The organism is Pseudonocardia sp. CA-107938 (assembly GCF_050936315.1).
GTDB lineage: Bacteria > Actinomycetota > Actinomycetes > Mycobacteriales > Pseudonocardiaceae > Pseudonocardia.
On record NZ_JBNJNA010000001.1, the window covers coordinates 1,225,660 to 1,249,686 of the forward strand.

Annotated in this window: 23 protein-coding genes and 1 tRNA gene; 11 read left to right on the forward strand and 13 right to left on the reverse strand. The window is 72.8% G+C overall.

The genetic code is table 11. The annotated features are described in order from the left end of the window. Positions 1-167: 167 nt before the first annotated feature. Both ACQEVB_RS06120 and ACQEVB_RS06125 read left to right on the forward strand, forming a co-directional pair. Complete coding sequence (locus tag ACQEVB_RS06120) at positions 168-1,037, forward strand: metal-dependent hydrolase (protein WP_432966282.1); 870 nt, start codon at positions 168-170, stop codon at positions 1,035-1,037. Positions 1,038-1,147: 110 nt separating this feature from the next. Further along, positions 1,148-1,777 carry a sugar transferase gene (locus ACQEVB_RS06125; RefSeq protein ID WP_432966284.1) on the forward strand — a complete coding sequence of 210 codons (630 nt, stop codon included), beginning with the start codon at positions 1,148-1,150 and terminating at the stop codon, positions 1,775-1,777. Here the strand turns inward: ACQEVB_RS06125 and ACQEVB_RS06130 are convergent. After that, the gene (locus tag ACQEVB_RS06130; protein ID WP_432966287.1) at positions 1,767-2,546 is read right to left on the reverse strand and encodes an MBL fold metallo-hydrolase; all 780 of its coding nucleotides are present in this window, start codon (positions 2,544-2,546) and stop codon (positions 1,767-1,769) included. The genes ACQEVB_RS06125 and ACQEVB_RS06130 overlap by 11 nt on opposite strands. Before the next feature lie 93 nt (positions 2,547-2,639). On the opposite strand from ACQEVB_RS06130, the gene ACQEVB_RS06135 reads away from it, so the two are divergent. Next, positions 2,640-3,617 carry a helix-turn-helix domain-containing protein gene (locus tag ACQEVB_RS06135; protein ID WP_432966290.1) on the forward strand — a complete coding sequence of 326 codons (978 nt, stop codon included), beginning with the start codon at positions 2,640-2,642 and terminating at the stop codon, positions 3,615-3,617. Between the two features lie 44 nt (positions 3,618-3,661). Continuing rightward, positions 3,662-4,696 carry a PucR family transcriptional regulator gene (locus ACQEVB_RS06140; protein ID WP_432966293.1) on the forward strand — a complete coding sequence of 345 codons (1,035 nt, stop codon included), beginning with the start codon at positions 3,662-3,664 and terminating at the stop codon, positions 4,694-4,696. A 7-nt stretch (positions 4,697-4,703) separates the two neighbouring features. On the opposite strand, the gene ACQEVB_RS06145 is transcribed toward ACQEVB_RS06140, so the two are convergent. Then, positions 4,704-5,678 carry an alpha/beta hydrolase gene (locus ACQEVB_RS06145; protein ID WP_432966296.1) on the reverse strand — a complete coding sequence of 325 codons (975 nt, stop codon included), beginning with the start codon at positions 5,676-5,678 and terminating at the stop codon, positions 4,704-4,706. A gap of 74 nt (positions 5,679-5,752) precedes the next feature. After that, a complete protein-coding gene (locus tag ACQEVB_RS06150) occupies positions 5,753-6,175 on the reverse strand; it encodes an ester cyclase (protein ID WP_432966299.1) in 423 nt (140 codons plus the stop codon). A gap of 86 nt (positions 6,176-6,261) precedes the next feature. Here ACQEVB_RS06150 and ACQEVB_RS06155 point away from each other — a divergent pair, with 86 nt between their 5' ends. Further along, the gene (locus ACQEVB_RS06155) at positions 6,262-7,305 is read left to right on the forward strand and encodes a LuxR C-terminal-related transcriptional regulator (RefSeq protein WP_432966302.1); all 1,044 of its coding nucleotides are present in this window, start codon (positions 6,262-6,264) and stop codon (positions 7,303-7,305) included. A gap of 49 nt (positions 7,306-7,354) precedes the next feature. Here the strand turns inward: ACQEVB_RS06155 and ACQEVB_RS06160 are convergent, their stop codons facing one another. After that, positions 7,355-8,218, reverse strand: coding sequence for a helix-turn-helix domain-containing protein (locus ACQEVB_RS06160; RefSeq protein WP_432966305.1), 864 nt, complete (start codon positions 8,216-8,218; stop codon positions 7,355-7,357). Positions 8,219-8,285: 67 nt separating this feature from the next. Here ACQEVB_RS06160 and ACQEVB_RS06165 point away from each other — a divergent pair, with 67 nt between their 5' ends. The 3 genes from ACQEVB_RS06165 (at position 8,286) to ACQEVB_RS06175 (ending at position 10,476) form a co-directional block, all read left to right on the forward strand. After that, the gene (locus ACQEVB_RS06165) at positions 8,286-9,356 is read left to right on the forward strand and encodes an IS630 family transposase (protein WP_432966308.1); all 1,071 of its coding nucleotides are present in this window, start codon (positions 8,286-8,288) and stop codon (positions 9,354-9,356) included. A gap of 491 nt (positions 9,357-9,847) precedes the next feature. Then, positions 9,848-10,057: a hypothetical protein gene (locus tag ACQEVB_RS06170; protein WP_432966311.1), complete on the forward strand. Its 210-nt coding sequence runs from the start codon at positions 9,848-9,850 to the stop codon at positions 10,055-10,057. 149 nt (positions 10,058-10,206) lie between these two features. Then, on the forward strand, positions 10,207-10,476 hold the full coding sequence (locus ACQEVB_RS06175) for a PIN domain-containing protein (RefSeq protein WP_432980178.1): 270 nt from the start codon (positions 10,207-10,209) through the stop codon (positions 10,474-10,476). Positions 10,477-10,704: 228 nt separating this feature from the next. Here the strand turns inward: ACQEVB_RS06175 and ACQEVB_RS06180 are convergent. The 4 genes from ACQEVB_RS06180 to ACQEVB_RS06195 form a co-directional block, all read right to left on the reverse strand. Then, positions 10,705-10,780 (reverse strand) — tRNA-Thr (locus ACQEVB_RS06180). 55 nt (positions 10,781-10,835) lie between these two features. Then, positions 10,836-11,987: a DNA polymerase III subunit delta' gene (locus ACQEVB_RS06185; RefSeq protein WP_432966314.1), complete on the reverse strand. Its 1,152-nt coding sequence runs from the start codon at positions 11,985-11,987 to the stop codon at positions 10,836-10,838. Then, positions 11,984-13,972, reverse strand: coding sequence for an MFS transporter (locus tag ACQEVB_RS06190; RefSeq protein WP_432966317.1), 1,989 nt, complete (start codon positions 13,970-13,972; stop codon positions 11,984-11,986). The genes ACQEVB_RS06185 and ACQEVB_RS06190 overlap by 4 nt, the downstream gene beginning before the upstream one ends. 42 nt (positions 13,973-14,014) lie before the next feature. Continuing rightward, the gene (locus ACQEVB_RS06195) at positions 14,015-14,761 is read right to left on the reverse strand and encodes a TetR/AcrR family transcriptional regulator (protein ID WP_432966320.1); all 747 of its coding nucleotides are present in this window, start codon (positions 14,759-14,761) and stop codon (positions 14,015-14,017) included. A gap of 73 nt (positions 14,762-14,834) precedes the next feature. Here ACQEVB_RS06195 and ACQEVB_RS06200 point away from each other — a divergent pair, with 73 nt between their 5' ends. Beyond that, positions 14,835-16,355, forward strand: a complete 1,521-nt coding sequence (locus tag ACQEVB_RS06200; protein ID WP_432966323.1) for an FAD-dependent monooxygenase — start codon at positions 14,835-14,837, stop codon at positions 16,353-16,355. Here ACQEVB_RS06200 and ACQEVB_RS06205 read toward each other — a convergent pair. Both ACQEVB_RS06205 and ACQEVB_RS06210 read right to left on the reverse strand, forming a co-directional pair. Beyond that, positions 16,315-16,614, reverse strand: coding sequence for a hypothetical protein (locus tag ACQEVB_RS06205; RefSeq protein ID WP_432966326.1), 300 nt, complete (start codon positions 16,612-16,614; stop codon positions 16,315-16,317). The genes ACQEVB_RS06200 and ACQEVB_RS06205 overlap by 41 nt on opposite strands. A gap of 60 nt (positions 16,615-16,674) precedes the next feature. After that, positions 16,675-19,023, reverse strand: a complete 2,349-nt coding sequence (locus ACQEVB_RS06210) for a penicillin-binding protein (RefSeq protein WP_432966329.1) — start codon at positions 19,021-19,023, stop codon at positions 16,675-16,677. A 164-nt stretch (positions 19,024-19,187) separates the two neighbouring features. Between ACQEVB_RS06210 and ACQEVB_RS06215 the strand changes: the two genes are divergently transcribed. Further along, the gene (locus ACQEVB_RS06215; RefSeq protein WP_432966331.1) at positions 19,188-19,517 is read left to right on the forward strand and encodes a WhiB family transcriptional regulator; all 330 of its coding nucleotides are present in this window, start codon (positions 19,188-19,190) and stop codon (positions 19,515-19,517) included. Here ACQEVB_RS06215 and ACQEVB_RS06220 read toward each other — a convergent pair. Then, on the reverse strand, positions 19,486-20,445 hold the full coding sequence (locus tag ACQEVB_RS06220) for an Lrp/AsnC family transcriptional regulator (protein WP_432966333.1): 960 nt from the start codon (positions 20,443-20,445) through the stop codon (positions 19,486-19,488). The two genes, ACQEVB_RS06215 and ACQEVB_RS06220, sit on opposite strands and share 32 nt — an antisense overlap. A gap of 84 nt (positions 20,446-20,529) precedes the next feature. Here ACQEVB_RS06220 and ACQEVB_RS06225 point away from each other — a divergent pair, with 84 nt between their 5' ends. Next, on the forward strand, positions 20,530-21,819 hold the full coding sequence (locus tag ACQEVB_RS06225) for an MFS transporter (protein WP_432966335.1): 1,290 nt from the start codon (positions 20,530-20,532) through the stop codon (positions 21,817-21,819). A 42-nt stretch (positions 21,820-21,861) separates the two neighbouring features. On the opposite strand, the gene ACQEVB_RS06230 is transcribed toward ACQEVB_RS06225, so the two are convergent. After that, positions 21,862-22,995 (reverse strand): ArsA family ATPase, encoded by a 1,134-nt coding sequence (locus ACQEVB_RS06230; protein WP_432966337.1) that lies wholly within the window; start codon positions 22,993-22,995, stop codon positions 21,862-21,864. Further along, entirely contained in the window at positions 22,992-24,023 is a 1,032-nt protein-coding gene (locus tag ACQEVB_RS06235) for an ArsA-related P-loop ATPase (RefSeq protein WP_432966339.1), read from the reverse strand. The genes ACQEVB_RS06230 and ACQEVB_RS06235 overlap by 4 nt, the downstream gene beginning before the upstream one ends. Positions 24,024-24,027: the final 4 nt, after the last annotated feature.

Here is a 24,027-nt window from a genome sequence, read left to right on the forward strand (position 1 = left end):
CGCGCCCGGGTCGCGGAAGGCCGGCACGACGCTGCCGTAGCGGGAGTGCCCGAACTCGGGTTTCCGCGAGCACGGCCATCACGACTTGACGTGGTCGCGTGACGGCGTTCACTCTGATGTCGGGCGCCATCAGAAGGCGCCCGACCGCTGACCGGTGGAGGACGACGATGACCGACGCCCTGGCCCGCAACCCGAGGTTGAGGGGTGCCGACGTCGGTATCCCACCCCGCCAGCTCGACTTCCGGCTGCCTGCGGAGCTGCCCCGCTGGGCCTACGCCGACAACGCGACGGCGACGTGCTTCCTCGCGATGCTGTCGGCGATCTTCCCGCCCGGGGAGGACTTCTTCGTGCGGTCGGTGGTCGCCTTCCGCGACCGCGTCACCGATCCCCGGCTGCAGGCCGAGGTGCGCGGCTTCACCGGCCAGGAGGTGATCCACAGCCGCGAGCACGACCGGCTCAACGAGGCGTTCACCGCGCGCGGCTTCGACCTCACGGTCGCCGAGAAGGCGATCGAGATCGCGCTGGGCGTGCTCGACCAGTTGCCGGCCCGCCAGCGCATCACGTGCACCGCGATGATGGAGCACTTCACCGCGCTGATGGGTGAGGAGCTGCTCGCCGACGAGACGTTCCAGGAGCGCATCCACCCCGACATCGCCGAGCTGTGGCTCTGGCACGCGCTGGAGGAGCTGGAGCACAAGTCGGTCACCTACGACGTCTACGAGACGATCGGCAACGTCCGCGGCGAGCGGGTACTCGCGTTCGGCCTGGTCACCGCGCTCGTGGCACCGGCGGCGCTGATCGGCTGGGCGGGGCTGATGATCCAGCAGCGGGTGTGGGAGCGACCCGGCGACCTCGCCGCTGGCATGGAGATGGTGTTCGGCCGCGGCTCGTTCCTGCGGCGCATCGTGGCGCGGATGCCGCTGTTCAACCGGGTCGACTTCCACCCCGACCGGCGGGACACCACCGCCCTCGAGGAGGCGTGGCGCGAGCGGCTGTTCGGGTCGGCCGGCACGCTCGCGGCGCAGCTGCGCCGCTGAGCCGGATCGGAGCGGTACCGGAACGGTAAGAGCGGGCTTACCCCGACGCGCGCGGAGTGTGCCTGCCGCGGGGAGAGTGCGGACGGGGTGCTCGGCGCGATCCTTTCTGCATGAACGACACCGCCACCCTCCAGCTCCCGGCCCTCCCCGCGCTGGCACTGCCCCAGCAGTCGGGCGCGCGGCTCGTCAAGCGGGCCATGGACGTGGCCGGTGCCCTGATCGGACTGCTGCTGGTGCTGCCGATCCTGCTGATCGCCGCCATCGCCGTCCGCATCGAGGGCGGCCCCGGCGTCATCTTCCGCCAGACCCGCGTCGGCCAGTACGGCCGCCACTTCACCCTCTACAAGCTGCGCTCGCTCAAGCCCGAGACCGGCGAGGGCGACGTCAAGTGGAACATCGACAACGACGCCCGCCTCGGCCGCGTCGGCCGCTTCATCCGCGCCACCGCCATCGACGAGCTCCCCCAGCTGGTCAACGTCCTGCTCGGCGACATGAGCCTCGTCGGCCCCCGCCCCGAGCGCCCGCACTTCGTCGACCAGTTCTCCGCCACCATCCCCGGCTACGCCGCCCGCCACCGCGTCCCCGTCGGCCTCACCGGCCTCGCCGTCGTCAAGGGCCTGCGCGGCGACACCTCCATCGCCGACCGCGCCGCCGTCGACAACGACTACGCCGACACCTGGACGATCGGGCTCGACCTGCTGATCATCGTCCGCACCGCGCTCTACCTGATCAAGCACTGACCTCCGCTGGGAACAGCTCGGTCGCGACGCCGGCCTGGAGGACCGTCAACCGGTCCGCCAGGCCGGCTTCCGCGTACGCCCTCGCGACCGTGCCGACGCTCTCGGTGAAGTGCAGCCAGCCCTCCGCGTGCACGGGGACGACCCGCCGAGCGTCCAACGCCTTGGCCGCGAGCACGGCGTCGACAGCGGTGAGGGTGAGGGCCTCCGCCATGTCGAGCCGCCGGGCCGCGCCGCAGAACAGCACCGCGAGGTCCACGGCAGGGAAGCGTTCGGCGATCCGTTCGACGATCCCGATCGAGGCGTTGTCCCCGGACACGTAGACGGTGGGCCCGGCTGCGGGCTGCAGCACGAACCCGATCACGGGGCCGACCACCGCTTCGGATCCGGGCGGGCCGTGCCGTGCCGGGACGGCGGTCACGACCATCGGGCCTTCTGGCGTGTCGATCTCGACGGCCTCCCACGGCGCGAGCCCGCGCACCCCGGGGATCCGCTCGGCGGCCGCCTCGGTGGACAGCACCCGGCCTGCGGCGGGCAGCAGCGCGCGGCCGGCGTCGTCCAGGTTGTCCGGGTGGTGGTCGTGCGACAGCAGGACGAGGTCGACGGTGCCCAGATCACCGGCCGCGACCGCCGGCCCGGAGAGCTTGACCAGCACCCGCGCTCCGACCGGGTGCGGGCCGGGCGGGTCGAACGTCGGGTCGGTGACGATGCGGATGCCGGACAGGTCGAGGACGAGCGTGGGCCCGCCGACGTGCAGAGCGGTAACGGTCATGGGTCCATCCCAACCTGCGTGCTGTTCCGCGAAAAGTGGCCCGGAGGTCAACACCCGTGCAGATCGGGCCACTCTCCGCGTATCGTCACCTCCGTGCCCCACAAGATCGCGGTGCTCGCGTTCCCCGGGATCAGCCCGTTCCACCTGTCGGTGCCGAACCTCGTCTTCCGTGCCGTCGACGACGACGGGGACGTCGACGAGGAGCTCGACGAGCCGGCCTACCGGCTGACGGTCTGCGCAGTGCGGCCCGGCACCCTGCCCACCCTGGGCGACGGGTTTGACCTCGCGGTCCGGCACGGGCTGGAGGCGTTCAAAGACGCTGACACGATCATCGTTCCGAGCTGGGACCCGCAGCGCGGGGTGCCGCTCGACCTGATCGGTGCGCTCCGCACCGCGCACCGCCGCGGCGCGCGGATCGTGTCGCTGTGCCTCGGGGCCTACGTCGTGGCCGCGTCCGGCATCGTCGAGGGTCGGGAGCTGACCACGCACTGGAAGTGGGCCGAGGACCTCGCCGTCCGACACCGCGGGATCCGGGTCCGGTCCGACGTGCTGTGGACGGATCTCGGCGACGTCGTCAGCTCGGCGGGCACGGTCGCGTCACTGGACTGCTGCCTGCACCTGCTCCGTCGCGACCTCGGCGCGGCCGTCGCAGCGCGCGTCGCGAAACGCCTGGTCATGGCCCCGCATCGGGACGGGACGCAGGCCCAGTTCGTCACGACCCCGATCCGCGCAGCCCGCGCCCGCGACGACATCGGCGCCGCGATGGAGTGGGCCGGCGCGCGGCTGGGCGAGCCACTGGACCTGGACGAGTGGGCGGCGGGCGGGGCCGGGATGTCCCGGCGCACGTTCACCCGGCGGTTCCGGGACCGCACCGGCGAGAGCCCCGGCCAGTGGCTGCTGCGCAGGCGCCTGGAGCTCGCCCGCACGCTGCTCGAGACCACGGATCTGCCGATCGAGACCGTCGCGCACCGCAGCGGCCTGGGCTCGGCCGCGTCGCTGCGCCGGTACTTCCGCGAGGTGCTGGGCACCAGCCCGAGCCGCCACCGCGAGCAGTTCGCGACCACCCGGTAGCCGAACGTCGCCGCCGCGGCCCGCGGTCGCCCTATCCTGAGCTGGTGAAGGGCCTGCTGCTGCGGCTGTCGGCACTCGACGTGGGCGCGGAGACAGCGGTGCGCGTCATCGCGTACTTCGACAACCTCATCGAGTTCCGGGCCGGCCCGGCCGAGCTGGTACGGGCCACCGCAGCGCTCGCCGAATGCCCGGCCGGCATGGAGCGCCCCGGAACACCGCTGCTGCGCTTCGCCCCCGACGGGACGCCCGTGACCGGTCCGGCCGAGCCGGCGGGTGCGCTGGACCTGACCGGCGGAGGGCGGGTCTGGCTGGAGCGGCCGGGCGGGCCGGGTCCGTTCGACGACCTGGTGCTGGAGCGCTTCGCGATCGCCGCCCGGCTGCTCGGCGGACCCGCCGCGCACCTGGCCGATCCGGCCCTCGTCGAGCTGGTGCTCTCCGAGCGGGAGGCGTCCGAGGACCGCGTCCGCGCCCTGCGGCTGCTCGGCGTCGATCCCGCCGCGCCGCTGCGGGTGCTCGCCGTCGCCGCGCCCGAGCCACGTGCCGCTGCCGTCGAGCTGCTCGGTCGCGCGGCTCCACTCCGCGTCGCGGTGATCGACGGGCTCGCCGCCGCGCTGGTGAGCGCGAGCGGGCCCGGCGAGCTGCACCCGGCCGCCGGCGTGCGCGTCGGCATCGGCGGGGCCACCGCGGGCGGCACCGCGCACCGGTCCTGGACGCAGGCCAGGCACGCCGTCCGGTTCGCGGTGGCCGGCGGGCCCGACGCCGTCGCCGCCTACGACGCGCTCGGGGTGGTGGCGCTGCTCGCCGAGCTCCCGCGCGAGCGGCTCCTGGCACAGCCCGACGTCGTCGCCCTCTCCGCGCTCGCCGGCACCCCGTCCGGCGTGCTCGACGTCACGACGCTGGAGACGTTCTGCCGCACGGGGTCACTGCGCCAGGCGGCGGCGCAGCTGCACCTGCACCACAGCTCGGTCGCCGCCCGCCTCGCGCACGTGGAGCAGGCGCTGGGCGTGCGCCTCGACGAACCCGACGGCCGGTTCCGGGCCCGGCTCGCCGTGCTGGCGCTGCGCCTCGGCCAGGACTGATCGGCCGTCAGAGGCCGAGGCCGCGGCGCAGCACCACGATCGCCTCGGCCACCTCGCGCTGCGTCACCGCGGCCTGCTGCACGATCGCGGACCCGTGGAACGTCCCCGGGAACAGGTGCAGCTCCGTCGGGATCCCGGCGGCCAGCAGGCCCTGCGCGTACGCGATGCCTTCGTCGCGCAGCGGGTCGAACTGCATGACCGAGATGTAGGCGGGCGGCAGCCCGGACAGGTCGGTCGCGCGTGCGGGCGCCGCGTGGACCGGCACGTCGGCACCGCCGCGGCGACCCGGCCCGCCCAGGTAGGAGTCCCAGCTGAACTCGGCCTGCGGCCGGCTCCACACCGGCGTGTCGACGAACTGGCGCATGCTGGGGGTCTCCAGCCGGTCGTCGACCTCCGGCACACCGAGGTACTGGAACGCGAGCGCCGGGCCGCCGCGGTCCCGGGCCAGCAGCGCCGTCGCCGCAGCGAGCCCACCGCCCGCGCTCTGGCCGTGGATGGCGATGCGCTGGGGGTCGATGCCGAGCGCGTCCGCGTTCTTGGCGGTCCAGACCAGCCCCGCGTAGCAGTCCTCCAGCGGCGCCGGGAACGGGTGCTCGGGGGCGAGGCGGTACTCCACCGACACGACGACGACGCCGAGCTCGCGGGCGAACTGGAGGTTGGCGGCGTGGTCGATGTCGATGCTGCCGATGATGAAGCCGCCGCCGTGGATGTCGTAGACGGCGGCGGGTGCCGTGCGCCGATGCGGCGTGTAGATCCGCACCGGGACGTCCGGGGCACCCTCCGGGCCCGGCACGAGCTCGTCACGGACGTCCACCCCGCTGGGGTCCGCGGACCCCAGCTCGGTCAACATCGCGTTGATGGTCGCGCGGGCCTCGGCGATGTCGTCGATCTCGACGTGGGGCAGCATGGCGATCGCCGGGGCGAGTTCGGGATCGAACGCGTAGCTCACGGAGTCCTCCAGGCGGTTCGGGACTCCGATCATCCGTCGACGCGTGCGCCCTGGCATCCGCCACACGTCGGGGATCCGACCCGCACGACCCGACGACCGCGGCTCCGCTACGCCGGGGCGAGTCCCAGCTGGCGCAGCAGCCCCAGCTCGTCGAGTCGACCCCACCGCTCCACGATGCGGCCGTCGGCGATGCGGAAGATGTTGATGCCGCGGAGCGTGACGGTCTTACCAGTGCCGGCGACGCCCATGAGCTCGCCCTGGTGGGTGCCGTGCGCGGTGAACCGCTCCACCACGATGTCGCCCTCCTCGACGAGCTGCTCGAGGTCACTGCGCCAGTCCGGCATCGCGGTGCGCATCATGACGGCTGCCCCACGCATTGATTCCGGACCGTCCGGCAGCCCGGGGAACGGCAGGTCGTGGTTGACGAAGTCGGGAGACAGGTACCGGTCGACGGCCGAGAGGTCTCCCTTGGTGAAGAGCTCCTGGATGAAGGCGTCGACGAGGTCCTTGTTGGCGGTCTGTGTGGTCATGCCGCAAGCGTCGAGCGTCGCCGCGTGCGGGGACATCCCAGCGATCTGGGGTTTTCGGCGGCTCACGCAGGCGTGACACTGGCCACATGGACAGCCGGCGGGAACGCACCGAACGCGCGGTGCTCCGCGCGTGCCAGGACGGTCTCGAGCTCGCCGACCTGCGCCGTCGGGTCCTCGCGACCCTGCGCTCCGCGATGACCGTCGACGCGGCGTTCTTCGCGACCGCCGACCCTGAGACCCTGCTGTTCACCTCGGCCGACAGCGAGGAACCGCTCGCCGCCCTGGCCTCGTCGTTCCTCGACAACGAGCTCGGCGGCGCCGACGTCAACACCTTCACGTCGCTGGTGCGGGCCCGCGGCCACGTCTCCTCGCTGGACGCCGCGACGCGGCGCGAGCGGATGGCCAGCGAGCGCTACCGCGACCTCATGCGGCCGATCGGGCTCGGCGACGAGCTGCGTGCAGCACTGGTCGTGGGCGGTGCGTGCTGGGGTTACCTGTGCCTGCACCGCGAAGACGGCGAACGCGGGTTCACCGCCGCGGACGTGGATCTCGTGCGCCGCGTCGCGCCGCACATCGCACACGGTCTGCGCCAGGCGGCGCTCCTGCACCCGCCGGCGCCGCCGTCGTCCCGCCGGCCGGGCGTCGTCCTGCTCGACGACCGGATGGAGCTGGTGGCGACGACGCCGGAGGCGGACGAGCTGCTTCCGCTCATCGGCCACGACGCCACCGGGCTGCCGCTCCCGCTGAGCGTCTACTCCGTCGCCGCTGCCCTCACGAGCGCGGACCCGACGGACCGGCCGCCCAGCGTCCGCGTGCGCGCAGCCGACGGCGGCTGGCTGAACCTGCACGCGTCCCGGTTGCGCGCCTCGACCGAGCACTCCCGGATCGCCGTCGTCGTCGAGCCGGCCGAACCCCACTCCACGCTCGGGATCCTGCTGGCCGCCTACGGGCTGACCGCGCGCGAGCTCGACGTCGCCCGGCTCGTGCTGCGCGGTGCCGCGACCCGGTCGATCTCCGAGACCCTGCACATCTCGCAGAACACGGTCCAGGACCACCTCAAGTCGGTGTTCGACAAGGTCGGCGTCCGCACCCGCCGCGACCTCGTGGGACGCCTGCTGGCCGGTAGTTGACCGGCCGGCTCACCGGTCCGGGACACCGCGGGAATCCACACCGGCGGGGTCAAGGACCGGCCGGTCCGCGGGGCGGCGCACCCGATGGACTCGGCGCGCGACCGGTGGCCGGCCACGCCAGCGCGTCCACGGCGAGCCACACCTCGGACGCGACACCGCCCGGCGTCATGCCGGTGAGCTCCTGCACGTCACGATGCAGGTGGGACTGGTCGACGTAGCCGCCGGCCGCGGCGGTCCCGGCCGGGTCGCCCCCGGCCGCCAGCCGGTGCACCGCACGGTCGAAGCGGACCAGCTTCGCCGCCCGTTTGGGCGGCAGCCCGATCTGCGCGCGGAACCTCGACCAGAGCCGTCGACGACTCCAGCCGAGGTCTGCCGCCAGCCCGTCGACGCGGACGCGGCCGCCGCTGCCGGTGATCCGCGACCACGCCCACGCGACCTCGGGGTCCACCGTCGGGCCCGCCGCACATCGGCGGGCGAGAACCGACTCGACCAGGTCGAACCGCTCGCTCCACGACCGCGCATCGCCGAGCCGTTCCCGCAGCTGCGCGGCGTCGCGACCCCACAGGTCGTCGAGGGTGACGGCGAGGTGGTCCAGCTCGGCTGGCGAGACGCCCAGCACCGCGTACGCGACGGTCGGCGACAACCGCACCTGCACGCACTCGACGGCCCGACCCCGCACCCGGACGGCGCTGTGCAGGTAGCCGACGGCGAGGTTCCCCCGCTCCTCCCGGCCACTGCGCGCGTCGACCACGAGCGGCCCGGCACCGAACTCGAACACCATGGACACGGCCGGGTGCGGCACCACCCGCACATCGACCTGACCCGCGCCGCCGTCCCGGAACCCGGCCATGCGAACCCCGGCCAGCCGATCAGCCCGCGGCAGCACCACTCCCCACCCGGCCGCGGACTCCATCAGCCCATGCTAGTGGCTCGGTAACTAGATAGCTTTACCGGCAGGCTGCTTCGCGGGATCATGGTGTGTGGCGTTGACTGTGTCGGTGGAGGTGCCGGGGCGGGATCGTGAGGTTCTGCAGTCGTGGTTGCGTGCTACCTCGATTCCGGCCGGGCTCGCGCAGCGAGCGCGGATCGTGCTGCTGGCCGCGGACGGGGTCGCGGTCAAGGACATCGTGGAGCGGGTCGGGGTATCGAAGCCGACGGTGATCGGGTGGAAGAAGCGCTACGCCGCAGAAGGCATCGCGGGTCTGGAGGATCGCCCGAAGCCGGGCCGGCCGGCGGTGATCGACGAGGTCGCGGTGGTGCTCGCGACGCTGGAACCGCCACCGGAGCGGCTCGCGGTGACGCACTGGTCGTCGCGGTTGCTCGGTGTCGAGCTGGGGATCTCGCACGTGTGGATCGGCAAGATCTGGCGCCGGTGGGGGCTGCAGCCCTGGAAGGCCGAGACGTTCAAGTTCTCCACCGACCCCGAACTCGAAGCCAAGGTCCGCGACGTCGTGGGTCTGTATCTGAACCCGCCCGACAAGGCCGTCGTGCTCTGCGTGGACGAGAAGTCCCAGGTCCAAGCCCTGGATCGGACCGCGCCGATCCTGCCGATCCGGCCCGGGATCCCGGAGAAACAGACCCACGACTACGTCCGCCACGGCACCACCACCTTGTTCGCCGCGCTGGAGGTTGCCACCGGCAGAGTTGAGCAGGTGTGCCTGCCACGGCACCGCCACCAGGAGTTCCTGCGCTTCCTCAAACAGGTCGCCAAGGCCTACCCGCGGCGGAAACTGCACCTGGTCGTCGACAACTACGCCACCCACAAACACCCTGCCGTGCGCGCGTGGCTGGCCCGCAACCCGCGGATCACCCTGCACTTCACCCCGACCTCGGGCTCGTGGCTGAACCTGGTCGAGGTCTTCTTCTCGATCATCACCCGCCAGGCCATCCGCCGCGGCAGCTACAGCAGCGTCAAGGACCTGATCGCCGCGATCGGCCGGTTCATCGACGGCTGGAACGAACGCTGCCACCCGTTCGTCTGGACCAAGACCGCCGACGACCTACTCGACCACTGCAGACCAGGTCAACGAACATCGTTTACGCGACACTAGGAGCGCCCACGTCGACGCTCTCGGCGGTTCACTCGACATCGTGGCCACCGTCGAGGATTGGACCTGGACGGTCGCCTGACTCCCATCAGGCGTGAGACGGAGCGGAAGCCGCTCACCGCGACGGCAGTTCTTGGCAGACGAGGCGCCCCGACGTGCCGACGTCGGGATCGACCCGGCAACCACTGCTTCATCGATCTTGGAAGACGATCTGCGTGATCTGCAATCGATGCAGGTCACGAGTGGAGCCGCCTGTCAGAATTGAACTGACGACTACGCATTACGAGAATTCTCCTCGGCGGGTTCACGGTGCACCTGCAGTCCATCCGTGCACGTCATTGGTCCCACCATGCGCACCCGAGCGCACCGTGCGCCGTTGTTGGAGGCCACGAAGGAGGCCACGGCCGTGGGTCGGTCACAACACCCCGAGCCGACAACTGCTGGCACGGACGCGCTTCGAGCAAATGCGTTCACATGCCGGCTATCTTCGGAGCATGAGCGCCGAGCGCGACGAGTTGAAGCGTCTGGTCGAGGAGCTACCCGACGACCGCGTTCCCGCCGTGCTCGCCGAGGCCCGCCGCCAGCAGGAGCCGACGCCGACCGCCGCGTGGCCCCCAGCGTGGTTCGCGTCGTTCTCCAGCGGCCGCACCGACCTCGGACGCAACCACGAGGATCTGCTCGCCGACGGCTTCGGATGCTCCTGAGTGATCGTCTGTGACACCGGCCCGCTCGTCGCCGCTGCCGACCGTGACGACCAGGACAACCGGGCCTGCACCGATCTGCTTACGGGCCTGCACCGGCCCGCCGCGCCATCCTCGTTCCAGCGCCGGTCGTTGCCGAGGTCGGCTACCTCCTGGCTCGCGCCGGCGGAGCCAAGACCGAAGCAGCGCTTCTGCGCTCCGTCGTCGCGCAGACCGTCACGATCGTCGACCTCGAACTCACCGACTACGAACGCATGGCCGAGCTCGTCGAGACCTACGCCGACTTCCCCCTCGGCACCACCGACGCGGCCGTCATCGCCGTGGCAGAACGCCTTGGCATCACCGAGATCGCCACCCTCGACCGCCGCCACTTCCACACCGTGCGTCCCCGCCACACCGACGCCTTCACCCTGCTGCCCTGATCCCAGCGGACCACCGGCCGCGCACGCCTGGAACTCCACGAATGCGTCGCTCACCGGCAACACGATCCGCCTCCGTGCGCCGACCTCCCTATCATCCCCAACGGCGGGGAGGCCCACGCCTGCAAGGCTCTGACCAGCGCGAACACCTGAACAAGAGGCAACGGAACCAGCCACGGGCTCGGCATGCCGAGGCCAGCGACGCTGACCAGGGACGCTGACCAGGGACAATGGAGCCGCCTGTCAGAATTGAACTGACGACCTACGCATTACGAGTGCGTTGCTCTACCGACTGAGCTAAGGCGGCGTGTGCGGTCCAGTGTATCGACCGCTCGCCAGCCGGTTCCGCCCGGGTGGGGTGCTCAGCCTCGGTGCAGCGCGGTCATCATCGCCTCGACCGCGATCTCGGGTTTGACGTTGACGTCGAGGGCGGTGCGGCAGGCGAGCACCGCCTCGAGTCGGCGCAGCAGCGACTCCGGCGACCAGTGGGTGGCGGCGGCGCGCACGTCGGACTCGCGGTCGGGGTGGGTGAGGGCGACCGCCGCGCCGGAGCCGGCGACGAGGGCGTCGCGGTAGAAGCCGGCGAGGTCGGTGAGGGCGCGGTCGATGGCGTCGCGCTGGGTCCGGGTGTGGCGCGACTTCTGCTGGCGCTCCAGTTCCTTCTCGGCGGCCTTCGCGCCGCGGGCGGCGGCCGCGACGCCCTTGCCGGTGCCGCCGGCGCCCATGGCGACGGCGAGCTCTTCGCGTTCGGCGAGGTCGCGGGTCTCGGACAGCTCCGTGGCCTCGGCCTTCGCGTCGCGCACCACGTCGCCGGCGAAGGCGAACGCGTCGCCGAGGCCGCGGATGCGCATCGGCAGGCCGAGGACGGCGTCGCGGTGCTTGCGGGCGGCCTCGTCGCGGGCGAGCCGGCGCGCCCGTCCCACGTGCCCGCCCGACACCGACGCCGCCCAGCGGGCCTGTTCGGGATCGATGCCGTCGCGGCGGACGAGCACGTCGGCGATCGCGTCCGGGGACGGGATGCGGAGGGCGATCGCGCGGCAGCGGGAGCGGATGGTGATGCGCACGTCCTCCGGGTGGTCCGACGGCGCGCACAGCAGGAAGATCGTCTGGTCGGGGGGTTCCTCGACGAACTTCAGCAGCGCGTTGGCCGCGTTCTCGGTGAGCCGGTCGGCATCGGTGATCACCAGGATCTGGTAGCGACCCATGGCGGGCTTACGCGCTGCCTGCTGCACGAGCGTGCGCATCGCCTTGACCGAGATCGACAGCCCCTCGGGCACGATCTCCCGCACGTCGGAGTGCGTGCCGGCCATCACGGTGTGGCACGACGTGCACTGCCCGCACCCGTGCTGCGGGCACTGCAGCGCCGCCGCGAAAGCGCGGGCCGCCACCGAGCGCCCCGACCCGGGCGGCCCGGTGAACAGCCACGCGTGGGTCATCGCCGACGGGTTCTCCGCCGCGGCCCGCAGCTCGGCGACTGCCGACGGCTGCCCGACGACCTCGTCCCAGACCGTCATTCGACACCTACCTCCGCCCCGGACGCCGTGACGGGGGGCAGCAGCGGCCGCAGCCCGGCGAGCATGCGGTCGACCACGTCGTCGCCCGCCGCGTCGACGACGACGTAGCGGTGCGGCTCGGCGGCGGCGACGTGGGTGAGCAGCCGCTGGACCCGCACGTGCTCGATCGGCCCGCCGGCCGGGGTGGCGGGCGGCGAGTCCAGCAGCACGGACACGTCCGGCCGGAGCCGGCCGGTGGCCCACGCGGCGAGGCTCTCCACCTCGGTCGCGTCCAGGCGAGCGCCGGACTGCTCCTCGATCGCCTGCATGAGCGGCCCGGAGAGGAACCGGTCGACGACGACCACCGCGCCGGCGGCCAGCGCCGGGCGGATCACCCGTTCCACCTGGTCGGCGCGTACGGCCGCGGCGGCGAGTGCTTTCGCGCGGCGGCCGGACAGCGCTGCCTCGCGGGTGACGGCGGCCCAGCGGGCGCGGTCGGTCTCGCCGTCGTCGGGCTCGACGACGGAGTGACCCTCCGCGCGCAGCCGGGCGGCCAGCTCCGCCGCGTGCGACGCGGTGGCCGCACCCTCGACGGCAATGAGCACGCCGTGGCCGTCGCGGGGGTCGCCGCGGCGCAGCGCCGCGAGCAGACCGGAGAGCATCGGCTCGGTGCGCCGGTCGTCCATCTGCCGGTATGCGAGCACCCCGACGACGGCAGCGACCAGGCCGCCGGCCAGCAGCACCACGCGGGTGCCGTCCACCAGGAACGACGCGCCGAACAGCTGCACGCGCTGCTGGTTGACGAGCCCGACGCCGAGCGGCACCAGCGCCATCGAGCCGAGCAGTGTCAGCCGCACGATCGACTGGACGAACGCCACCACCCGGCCGCGCACCTCGTCGGCCACCTGCGCACCGATGATCGTCAGCCCGGTGAGGAACGCGATGCCGGCGCAGCCCCCGACCACCATGACCGCGACCAGCGCGACGTAGAGGTGCGGGGCGAGCGCGACGAGCACCAGCGCCGCGCCGGCGGCGACGATGGCGGCGCCGAACAGCCGGTTGCGGGGGATCTTGTGCGCCATCCGGGGCGCCACGCCCATGCCGATCGCCAACCCGACGAACACCGACGCGAACAGCAGCCCGTACGCGGCGTTGCCGCCGCCGAGGCTCTTCGCGTACAGCGTGGCGGTGCCGATGACCGCGCCACCGGCGGTGAACGCGCCGACGATGCCGATGACGAGCCCGCGGACGAGCGGCGTGCGCGTCACGAACGTGGCGCCGTCGCGGATCATCGCGAGCACGCCGGGCGCCATCTCGCGCCGCTCGCGAGCCCGCCCGGAGATCTCCGGGATGCGCAGCAGCACGGTCAACGCGATCACCAGGTAGGCGAGGCCCGAGCCGCCCAGCGCGATCTGCACGGTGTCGAAGCGCGACCAGCCGAAGATCCGCTCGGTGCTCGACAGCAGCGTGAACAGGCCGGACGCGGTGATTACCGAGACCCCGTACGTCATCACGAGGTTGAGCTGGTTGGCCGTCTCCACCTGGTCGGGCCGGCGCAGCAGGTTCGGCACCGACGCGTCCTTGGCCGGGATCCAGAACATCGCGCAGATCTCGATGAGGAACGTGGCGACGAACAGCCAGGTCAGGGACCCGATCACGGGGATGGAGAAGAACAGCGCGAACCGGCTGAGGTCGCAGATCACCATCAGGCGGCGCCGGTCGAAGCGGTCGGCCAGCGCGCCGGCGAGCGGGCCCAGCAGCAGCGACGGCAGCAGCTTCGTGGCCACGACGCCGCCGAGCGCGAAGCTCTGCGCCTGGTAGCCGGTGGTCAGCTGGGTGGCCAGCGCCGACAGGGCGAGCAGCGAGAGCCAGTCGCAGATCCCGGCCACCGACGTGACCGTCCACAGCCTGCGGAAGGCCGGGATGGCCAGCACGCTGCGCACGCGGTGGGCCGTGGAGGCCGACAGCGGCGGCATCGGATCCGGACGGGGGTCGATCGCCGCCACCTCCTCAGCGCGCGCGGCTCCCGACCAGCGTAGTCGGGCGCCTCACGGCGCGGGCAGGTCGAGGTCCAGCCGGCGCGCGGCACCGTCGAGCAGCATGGACAGGCCGTGCCGGAACCGGTCGCGTGCGGTCGTGTCGCCGATGAGCTGGGCGAACACCTCACGGGGGTCCCTGCCACCGAACAGCGCCTGGGTGTGCGGGAACCGACCCGTCGCGTACTGGGTCTCCGCGAAGCGGACGGCAGCGTCGACGGCCGCGTCGTCGATGTCGGACGCGGACGCGGCCTGGAACTCGGCGGATCGGAAGGCGTTGCCGTGCACGTAGTCGTCGACGGCGGCGAGCAGGGCGAACTTGTCCGCCACGGCGAGCTCCGTACCGGCCAGTGCGGCGAGCGACTGCTCGAAGTGCCGCATGGCGTTCGGGCCGGACGACGCGTTCGCGAGTGACTGCATCACCCACGGGTGCCGCACCAGAACGTCCCAGGTGCGTTGAGCGACGGCGGAGAGCGCGTCGTACCAGTGGCTCGGGAACTCGTCATCGGGGATCAGGACCTCGCTCATGATCGCGTCGTCCATCAGCGCGACCAGCTCGTCCTTGGTGCGGACGTAGTAGTAGAGCGTCATCGTGCCGGCGCCCAGCTCGGCGGCGATGCGGCGCATGGACACCGCTGCGAACCCCTCGGTGTCGGCGATGGCCAGCGCGGTCGCGGCGATCTGGTCGCGACTGAACTTCGGACGGCGCGTGCCCGGTGGCGGCCGGGTCCAGATCAACGACGACGCGTCGCTCGACATCCGCACAACGTACCGACAAGAGTTGCTGGTACGGTGTACCAATAGAACGTACGATGTACGAACAGGGGGCGACATGGATGTCGATGTTCTCGTCGTGGGCGCCGGGCCGACCGGACTGACGCTGGCCTGCGAACTCGCCGTGCGCGGCGTCCGCTGCCGCATCGTCGATCGGGCACCGGCCTTCTTCGGCGGCTCCCGCGCCGACGGCATCCAGCCGAGGACGCTCGAGATCTTCGCCGACATCGGGGTGCTCGACGCGGTGCTGGCCGCGGGCGATCTCGGCATCGAGATGCGGGCCTACCAGGGAGAGGAGGTCGTCTGGTCCGGCCGGATGACGGAGCCGACCGCGCCCACTCCGTCGGTGCCGTTCCCGAACATCTGGTTCGTGCCCCAGTTCCGCACCGAGGAGATCCTCCGCACCCGGCTCTCCGAGCTCGGCGTCCAGGTGGAGTTGGGCGTCGAGCTCACCGACTTCGTCCAGGACGCCGACGGGGTGACCGCGACGCTGTCCGGCGCGGAGCCCGTGCGGGCCCGGTACCTGGTGGGTGCCGACGGTGGTCGCAGCACGGTGCGCAGGACGCTCGGCATCGCGTTCCCCGGCGAGACCGACGAAGCCACCACCACGCTGTTCGCGGACGCCCGCGTGGACGGCGTGGGCCGCGACCACGGCCGGATCTGGCAGGTCGGGGACGGTGGGGTCGCGATCGTGCCGCTGGCCGGAACCGAGCTGTTCGTGGTGACGGCGCGGCCGCCGACCGATGCGGGCGAGCCGATCCGCGACTACCTGCAGTGTCAGGTCACGGAGGCGACCGGCCGGTCCGACATCGTGGTCCGCGAGGTCACCTGGCACACCACGTGGCGGGCGAACACCCGGCTAGCCGAGCGGTTCCGCGAGGGCAGGGTCCTGCTCGCCGGCGACGCCGGACACGTGCACCCGCCGACCGGCGGCCAGGGCATGAACACCGGCATCCAGGACGCCTACAACCGCGGCTGGAAGCTGGCCGCGACGCTCGACGGCGCCCCGCCCGCGGTCCTGGACAGCTACGAGCTGGAGCGGATGGCCGCGGCGCGCGCGGCACTGGACATCAGCACGGGACTGCTGGAGAAGCACCGCCGCGGCGACGCCGACGCCCACGTGCGCGGTCCCGAGGTGCACGGCCTGGCGTTCGGCTACCGCGGCGGCCCGCTCTCCCGCGACGACCGCGCCGCACCGGGCGCGCTGCGGGCGGGCGACCGTGCCCCGGACGCTCCGGTGGCCACGGCCGACGGCCGGTCGATCCGCCTGTTCGACCTGTTCCGCGGCCCGCACTGGACGCTGCTGGTGTTCGGGTCGGCGGACGTCGCGGCACTGCCCGCGCAGCTGCCCGCCTACGCCGTGGTCCGGCCGGGGCAGCCGGTCGACGAGCACACCGTGGTCGACGTCGAGGGGCACGCGCGAGCGGCGTACGACGCGCAGGACGGCATCGCCGTGCTGGTCCGTCCGGACGGTTACGTCGGCATGGTCACGACCCTCGACGGCGTCGATCGTCTGGGGAGCTACGAGGGTCTGGCGGTCACACCGCGTGCACCATCGCCCAGATCATCTGGACGATGATCAGCCCGTACAGCGCGAGGATCGCGCCGCGGTAGACGCGCCGCCCGACCTTGCTGTGGGTGAACCGGGAGAACCCGAGCAGCGACGTGTCGTCGACCACGGGCGGGCGCGGGGCGGTCAGGTCGATCGGCGGGGGCGGTGGCCGGCGGTAGGACCGGAGCACGAGCGGGCGCCCCGGGACGGTCGGGGGATTCTGGCGTCGGCGCCGACCGGACGGCCACGGCTCGACGCGCACCTCGAGCGCATCGTCCGCGGCCATGGGCACCGATGGTAGGCCGCTGACCGGCGCGGGGGGCGCGAACGCGATCACGCGTCCGGGTCAGTTGCCGTCGCCGCCGCCGCCGTTGTCGCCACCACCGCCGCCGTCGCCCTCCGGGGGCGCGGTGCCGCTGGAGATGCTCAGCACGATCTGCTGGCCGGGCAGCGCGTGGTCCCGCGGGGACTGCTGGACGACGGTGCCGCGCGGGGCGCCGCTGTCGACGGTGAGGGTGGCGACCTGCCAGCCGGCGCGCTCCAGGACGCTGCGCGCGTCGTTCTGCCCGCGCCCGACGACGTTGGGCACGTCCTTCTCGGCGCCGCCGCGCACGAACCTCGGTTCGACCGGCGGCAGCGGGATCACGGGCTGCCCTTCGAGCAGCGGTGTCATGGCGCCGAACCAGGTCTGCGCCGGGGTCTTGCCGCCGAAGATGTTGCCGCTGCCGCACGCGAACGGGGCGCCGGCGCCGTCGCAGAGGGGTCGGGGCCGGTTGGAGTTGTCGAAGGTGATCACGGCACCGGCCATCTGCGGCACCACGCCGACGAACGCGGCGGACTTGTGCTGCTGGGTGGTGCCGGTCTTTCCGGCCATCGGCCGGTTCCACTTGACCTGCCGGGCAGCGCCGGCGGCGGTGCCGCTGACGTCGTCCTGGCTGAGCGCGGTGAGCAGCGTGTTGGCCAAGCCGGGCTCGACGACCTGCTCGCAGGGTGCCTCGGTGATCGGGACGGGCTTGCCGTCGCGGTCGGTGATCGAGTCGATGGGGCTGGGCGGGCACCACACGCCGCTGCTGGCGAGGGTGGCGCCGACGTTGGACAGCTCGAGCACGCTGGTCGGGCTCACCCCGAGGGTGAACGACGCCTGCTTCTGCGCCTTGGTGACCTCGGCGATCGAGCGGTCGGTCGGCCGGCGGGTCAGCGGGTCGACGAACTTCGTGGTGGCCAGCGAGCGCATGCCCAGCCTCACCGCCATGTCGACGACGTCCGGGACCCCGGTGAACTCCTCCAGCTTGATGAACGCCGTGTTCGGCGAGGTGGCCAGCGCCTGGGTCAGCGTCATCTCGCCGCCGTACTCGCCGGCGTTCTTCACCGGGATCGGCTTGCCGTTGCCGTCGACGTAGATCGGGGAGGCGTACCCGCTGGGCGGTACCTCGAGCACGTGGTCGATGCCCATGCCCTTGTTCATGGCCGTTGCCGCGGTGAAGATCTTGTACACGGAGCCGGCACCCAGGTTGACCGGCTCGTACGGCAGCCCGTAGCTGGTCTCCTGCTTGTCGGCGTCGAGCCCGAAGGTGCGGCTGGACGCCATGCCCAGCACCCGGTGCTTGTCCTTGCCGGGCTGGGTCACGGCCATCACGTTGGCCACGTTCGGCTGGGTCGGTGGCACCTCGTGGTCGAGGCTCGCCTTGATCTTCGCCATCACGTTCGGGTCGAGCGTGGTCTTGATCGTGTAGCCGCCGCGGTTGATCTTCTCCATGGTGAAGCCCGCGTTGGTCAGGTACTCGACGACGTACTTGCAGAAGTAGCCGGACGCGGCCGCGCCGATACAGCCGATCGGCTGGGTGACCAGCGGGCTCGCGATGCCCAGCGGGGTCGCGAGCGCGTCCCGGGCCTGGTTCTTGTCGATCATCTGCTGCTCGAGCATCTGCTGGATGACGACGTTGCGCCGCTCGAGCGCGGCCTGCGGGTGCTGCACGGGGTCGAACTGGGTGGTGCTGCGCACCATGCCGGCGAGCATCGCGGCCTGAGGCACGGTGAGCTTGTCGGCGGTGGTGTTGAAGTAGGTGCGCGCCGCCGAGGCGACGCCGGCCGCCCCGTTGCCGAACGAGACGATGTTGAGGTACGCGGTGAGGATGTCCTCCTTGGACATCTCCCGCTCCATCCGCAGCGCGATCTGCGCTTCCTTCAGCTTGCGCGCCGCGGTCTGCTCGGTGGCCTTGAGGCGCTCGGTCTCGGTCTGCGCGTTGACGTACAGGAAGTAGTTCTTGACGTACTGCTGGGTCAGCGTCGAGGCGCCCTGGACGACGTCGCCCGAGGTGGAGTTGGCGATCAGGGCCCGCATCGTGCCCTGCCAGTCGACCCCTTCGTGCTGGTAGAAGCGCCGGTCCTCGATCGCCACGATCGCCGCCTTCATCGCGGGCGAGATCTTGTCGGCGGTGAGCTCCGTGCGGTTCTGGTTCGGCTCGGAGAAGCGGGCGATCGGGTTGCCGGCGCTGTCGGTGATCGTGCTGGTGAGCGGCAGCGGCCCATCGACGACGTCGGTGGTGACGCTGGTGACGCTGTCGCCGGCCCGGTTGGAGAGCAGGCCGAGACCGGCCGCCGCCGGGAAGGCCATCCCGGCGACGAGGGTGCCGGCACCGAGAACGCACGCGGCCAGCAGTCCGATCGAACGGGCGACCCTGCGCTCACCACTCACGGGACACGAGGGTACGCGGCGGGATGTTCCGCCCACGTCAGCGCATACGGAGCGAAGTTGAGTACTTCTACTCGGTAGTGAGGGGAACCGACAGCTCCCAGAATCCGTCAAAGGTGGCCGTGCGGGCTCGAGCCCGACGACGTGACCATGGGAGGGGAACACTGATGATGGGGGCGAACTGGCGGAACGCGGCTCTGTGCCGCAACAGCGATGCCGAGCAGCTGTTCGTCACGGGCGCGGCGCAGCGCGAGGCCAGGCAGTTCTGCCGGACCTGCCCCGTCCGCACCGAGTGCCTGGCCCACGCGCTGGACCAGCGCATCGAGTTCGGGGTCTGGGGCGGCATGACCGAGCGGGAGCGCCGCGCCCTGCTGCGCACCCGACCCGACGTCCGGTCGTGGGCCGCCCTGCTCAACCAGGCGCGCGACGAGCACTACGCCGGGTCGGGCGAGCAGCGCCCGGCCGTCAGCGCGGCAGCAGCGCCCCGCCCCGCTTGACGGTGCGCACCACCGGCGCGGTCTCCACGTCGCGCACGCCGGCGAGGTGCTCGGTGAGCAGGCGGTAGAGGGCGCGGTTGTCCCGGCAGGCGACGGTGGCCACGAGGTTGGTGGCGCCGGTGGTGGCACCCACGAACGTGACGTCGGGGTGGGCCGCGAGCCGGGTCGCGGTCTGCACCAGGTCCCTCGGCGCCACCGAGAGCCACAGCCGGGCCTGCGTCCGCAGGCCCAGCACCTCCGGCACCACGTCGAGCTGGAACGACAGCAGCCCGGTCGTGCGCAGGTGGGCGATCCGCCGGCGCACGCTCGAGACCGACCGGCCGGTGCGGGCGGCGAGCTCCGCCGACGAGGTGCGGCCGTCGCGCAGCAGCTCGGCGAGCAGCGGCTCGTCGGCGGGTTCGAGGGTCAACGGCGAGTCGTCGTCCTCCGCCGCCGGCGGGCGCAGGGCAGCGGCGCGGTCCGGGTCGAGGTGCGCCAGCCGGCCCCAGTCCGACGGCAGCGCGAAGCCCACCAGCAGCACCTGCGCGGAGATGTCCAGCACCTGCTCGGTACGGGGCAGCTCGCGCAGCAGCAGCGCGTTGCGGGAGCCCGCGCTGGGCGCCTGGACGGCGACCACGACCTCGGTGCCGCCGGACACCAGGTAGATCCACGCCGTGTCGTCGCGCCGGGCCAGCGCGAGCGCCAGGGGCAGGGCGGCGTCCGGGGTGGCGCGCAGCCGCACCACCCACGTCTCGTAGCCGAGGCGGGCACCGTCCAGCGCACCGATCACCCGCAGAGCGCCCGCGGAGCGCAGCCGGCGGTAGCGGCGGGCCGCTGTGTTCTCCGAGACGTCCAGCGCCGCGGCGATCACGCGCATCGACGCCCGGCCGTCGATCTGGAGGGCGTGCAGCAGGCCGCGGTCGACGTCGTCCAGCGTGACGGGATCCACCACAGGATCGTATGTCGCTGACAGGAACGCGCACAGATCGTCGATCTCGGGACGAATCGACGCGCTCCACCTCATCGTCACGGCATGCGTACCTGGTGGCCGCTGGTGGCGGTCTGTCTCGGCTCTGCGGTGTTCCTCCTCGACACGACGGTGGTGACGGTGGCGTTGCCCGCCATCGGCCGGGATCTCGGGGTCCCCGTCGCCACCCTCGAATGGGTGGCCGGCGGCTACCCGCTGGTCCTCGCCGTGCTGGTGCCCTCGGCCGGCGCGATCGCCGACCGGGTCGGGCAGCGCCGCGCCTACCTGGCCGGGTGCGCGGTGTTCGCGGCGGCGTCGCTCGGCTGCGCGCTGGCGCCAACTGCCGCGGCGCTGGTGGCGGCGCGGATCGCGCAGGGCGTGGGTGGCGCGGCGCTGGCCGTCGGCGGGTTCGCGCTGCTCGCCGCGTCCTACACCGAGCCGCGCCGGCGGACGGCGCTCGGCGTCTTCTTCGCCGTCAACGGCCTCGCGGCGGCGCTCGGGCCGGTCGTCGGCGGGCTGCTCACCGACGGCGCGGGCTGGCGGTGGGTGTTCGCGCTCAACCTGCCGCTGCTCGCCGCCACCGCGGTGGCCACTCGCGCGATCGCGGCCACGCCCGGCCGGCCGGGCGGCCGGTTCGACGTCGTGGGGACGGCCCTGTTCGCGCTGGCCGCCGGGGCCGCCACGGCCGGCCTGACGCGCGCGGCCGAGAGCGCTGACCTCGGGACCGTCGGGTTGCTGGTCGTCGCCGCGCTCGCCGGAGCCGCGTTCGTCGCCGTCGAGCGGCGCCGCGACGGGGTGCTGGACGTTGGCCTGCTGGCCACCGCGGGGTTCGGCGGCGCGATCGCGGCCGCGGCCGCCACCTCGATCGTCTTCGCCGCGCTGCTCTACACCTCGGTGGCGGTGCAGGAGGGGCTGGATCCGGCGGCCGCCGGGCTCGCGCTCGCCCCGTTCGCCGTCGCGAGCGCGGTGACCTCAACCGTGGTGCGTCGGGTGCCGCCGTGGGCTGCGGTCGGCGGCGGGTTGCTGGTGATCGCGGCGGGTTGCCTCGCGCTGGATGCGAACCTGACGGTCGGGCTGGTCGTGAGCGGGATCGGGTTCGGCGTGGCCGCGCCGGCGGTCGCCTCCGCCGTGCTGTCCGCGGCCCCGCCGGAGCGGGCCGGAGCGGCGAGCGCGGCCATGGCGACGGCCCGCCAGCTCGGCCAAGTGCTCGGGATCGGCGTGCTGGGCGTGGTCTACGCCGCCGGCGGGACGGCGCCGGTCGGCGTCGTCGCGGCTGCGCTCACCGCAACGGCCGGGGCCACTGCCCTGCGCGTGCTCCGCCCCCACCCGGCTGCGTCGAGAACGACGTTGCGGTGATCAACAGGGCTTTTTGATCACGACAACGTCGTTCTCGACGCGTCAGCGGGCTGCGGGCTGCGGGGCGGGGTGCCCGGCCAGGCGCTCGCCGATCTCGCGGAGGCCGGACAGGTCGGCGATGTCGCCCTCCACCACCGGCACCTTGGTGACCGCGACCTCCGGGTGGGCGCCGCTGAAGCGGGCGAGCAGGCGTTCCTCGCGCTGGGAGAGGTCGACGCGGTCGGCGTGCAGCTGCAGGACCGCGGCGGCCAGCGGCGAGCCGCGCAGCTCCTCGGCGACCGCCCGGGCCTTGGTGGCGGAGAGGTCGGCGAGCACCGGATGCGTCCGGTTCAGCACGAGCCCGGCGAGCGGCATCCCGTCCGACGAGAGCCGGTCGACGAAGTACGCGGCCTCGCGCAGCGCGTCCGGCTCAGGCGCAGCAACGACGACGAACGCGGTGCCCGGCGAGCGGAGCAGCTGGTAGGTGGCCTCGGCGCGCTCGCGGAACCCGCCGAACACGCTGTCGAACGCCTGCACGAACGCCGACGCGTCGGCGAGCATCTGCCCGCCGATGATCGACGAGACGGCCTTGGCGAACAGCGTGAACCCGACGCCGACGACCTTCATGATCCCGCGGCCGGGAGCGGAGAGCAGCCGGATCATCCGCCCGTCGAGGAAGGTGGACATGCGCTGCGGGGCGTCGAGGAAGTCCAGCGCCGATCGCGACGGCGGGGTGTCGACGACGATCAGGTCCCACTCGCCGCCGGCGACGAGCTGGCCGAGCTTCTCCATCGCCATGTACTCCTGCGTGCCGGAGAACGACGAGGAGATCGTCTGGTAGAAGGGGTTGTCCATGATCGCCCGGGCGCGCTCGGGGGTGGCGTGGGCCTGCACCATCTCGTCGAAGGTGCGGCGCATGTCGAGCATCATCGCGTGCAGCTCGCCCGGCTCCACGGCCGTGACGCGGCCGGGCTCGTTGGCCAGCCGTTCGAGCCCGAGCGCCTGCGCGAGCCGGCGGGCCGGGTCGATGGTGAGCACCACGGCGCGGCGCCCGCGCTCGGCCGCCCGCACGGCCAGCGCGGCCGACGTGGTCGTCTTGCCGACGCCGCCGGAGCCGCAGCACACCACGACCTTCGTGGCCGGGTCGTCGATCAGCGCGTCGATGTCGAGCCGCGCGGCCGCCGCTCGGGGGCTCATGCGGTCACCTTCCCCACCCCGACGCCCTGTTCGATCAGGGCCTCGGCCAGCTCGTACAGCGTGCCCAGGTCCACGCCGCCGATCAGCCTCGGCAGCTCCAGCCGGGCCACCCCGGCGGCGCTGTTCAACCGCTCCTGGGCGGCCGCCTCGGACTCGATCCGCCGGGCGTGCTCGACGGTCTCGGCGGCCAACCCGTCGATGACGTCGGGCGGCAGGTCCAGGCCGGCGCCGGCCAGCGCGGACCGGATCCGCGCGGCGTCGACCCGGCCACCGGCGGCCGCCGCGACGGACCGGTCGGGCAGCCACTGCGGCCGCACCTGGTTGGCGATCACCGCGCCGGCCCGCAGGCCGGCGGCGGCGAGCTCGTCGACGGTCTCCAGGGTCTCGGTGACCGGCAGCTCCTCGAGCAGCGTCACCAGGTGCACCGCGGTGCGCGGCGAGTGCATCAGCGCGACGACGCCCTCGGCCTGCTTGTGGATGGGTCCGCTGCGGGCGAGGTCGGCCATCGCCGTGGTGACGTCGAGGAACGTGACGACGCGGCCGGTCGGGGGCGCGTCGAGCACGACGGCGTCGTAGACGGGGTGACCGTCGGCGCCGGTACGGGTGACGCACTCCTTGACCTTGCCGGTGAGCAGCACGTCGCGCAGGCCGGGTGCCAGGGTGGTGGCGAACTCGATGGCGCCCATGCGGCGCAGCGTCCGCCCGGCCATGCCGAGCTTGTAGAACAGCTCGAAGTACTCCAGCAGCGCGGCCTCGGCGTCGACGGCGAGCGCGCGCACCTCGCCGCCGCCGGGCGCGACGGCGATCTTGCGCTCCTCGTACGGCAGTGGCGCGGTGTCGAACAGCTGCGCGATGCCCTGCCGGCCCTCCACCTCGACGAGCAGCGTCCGGCGCCCGCCCGAGGCGAGCGCGAGGGCCAGCGCCGCGGCGACCGTCGTCTTGCCCGTGCCGCCCTTGCCGGACACGACGTGCAGGCGAGCAGCGGACAGCTCGCTGCTCCAGCCGGCACCCGTCGCCCATTCGGTCACCCTC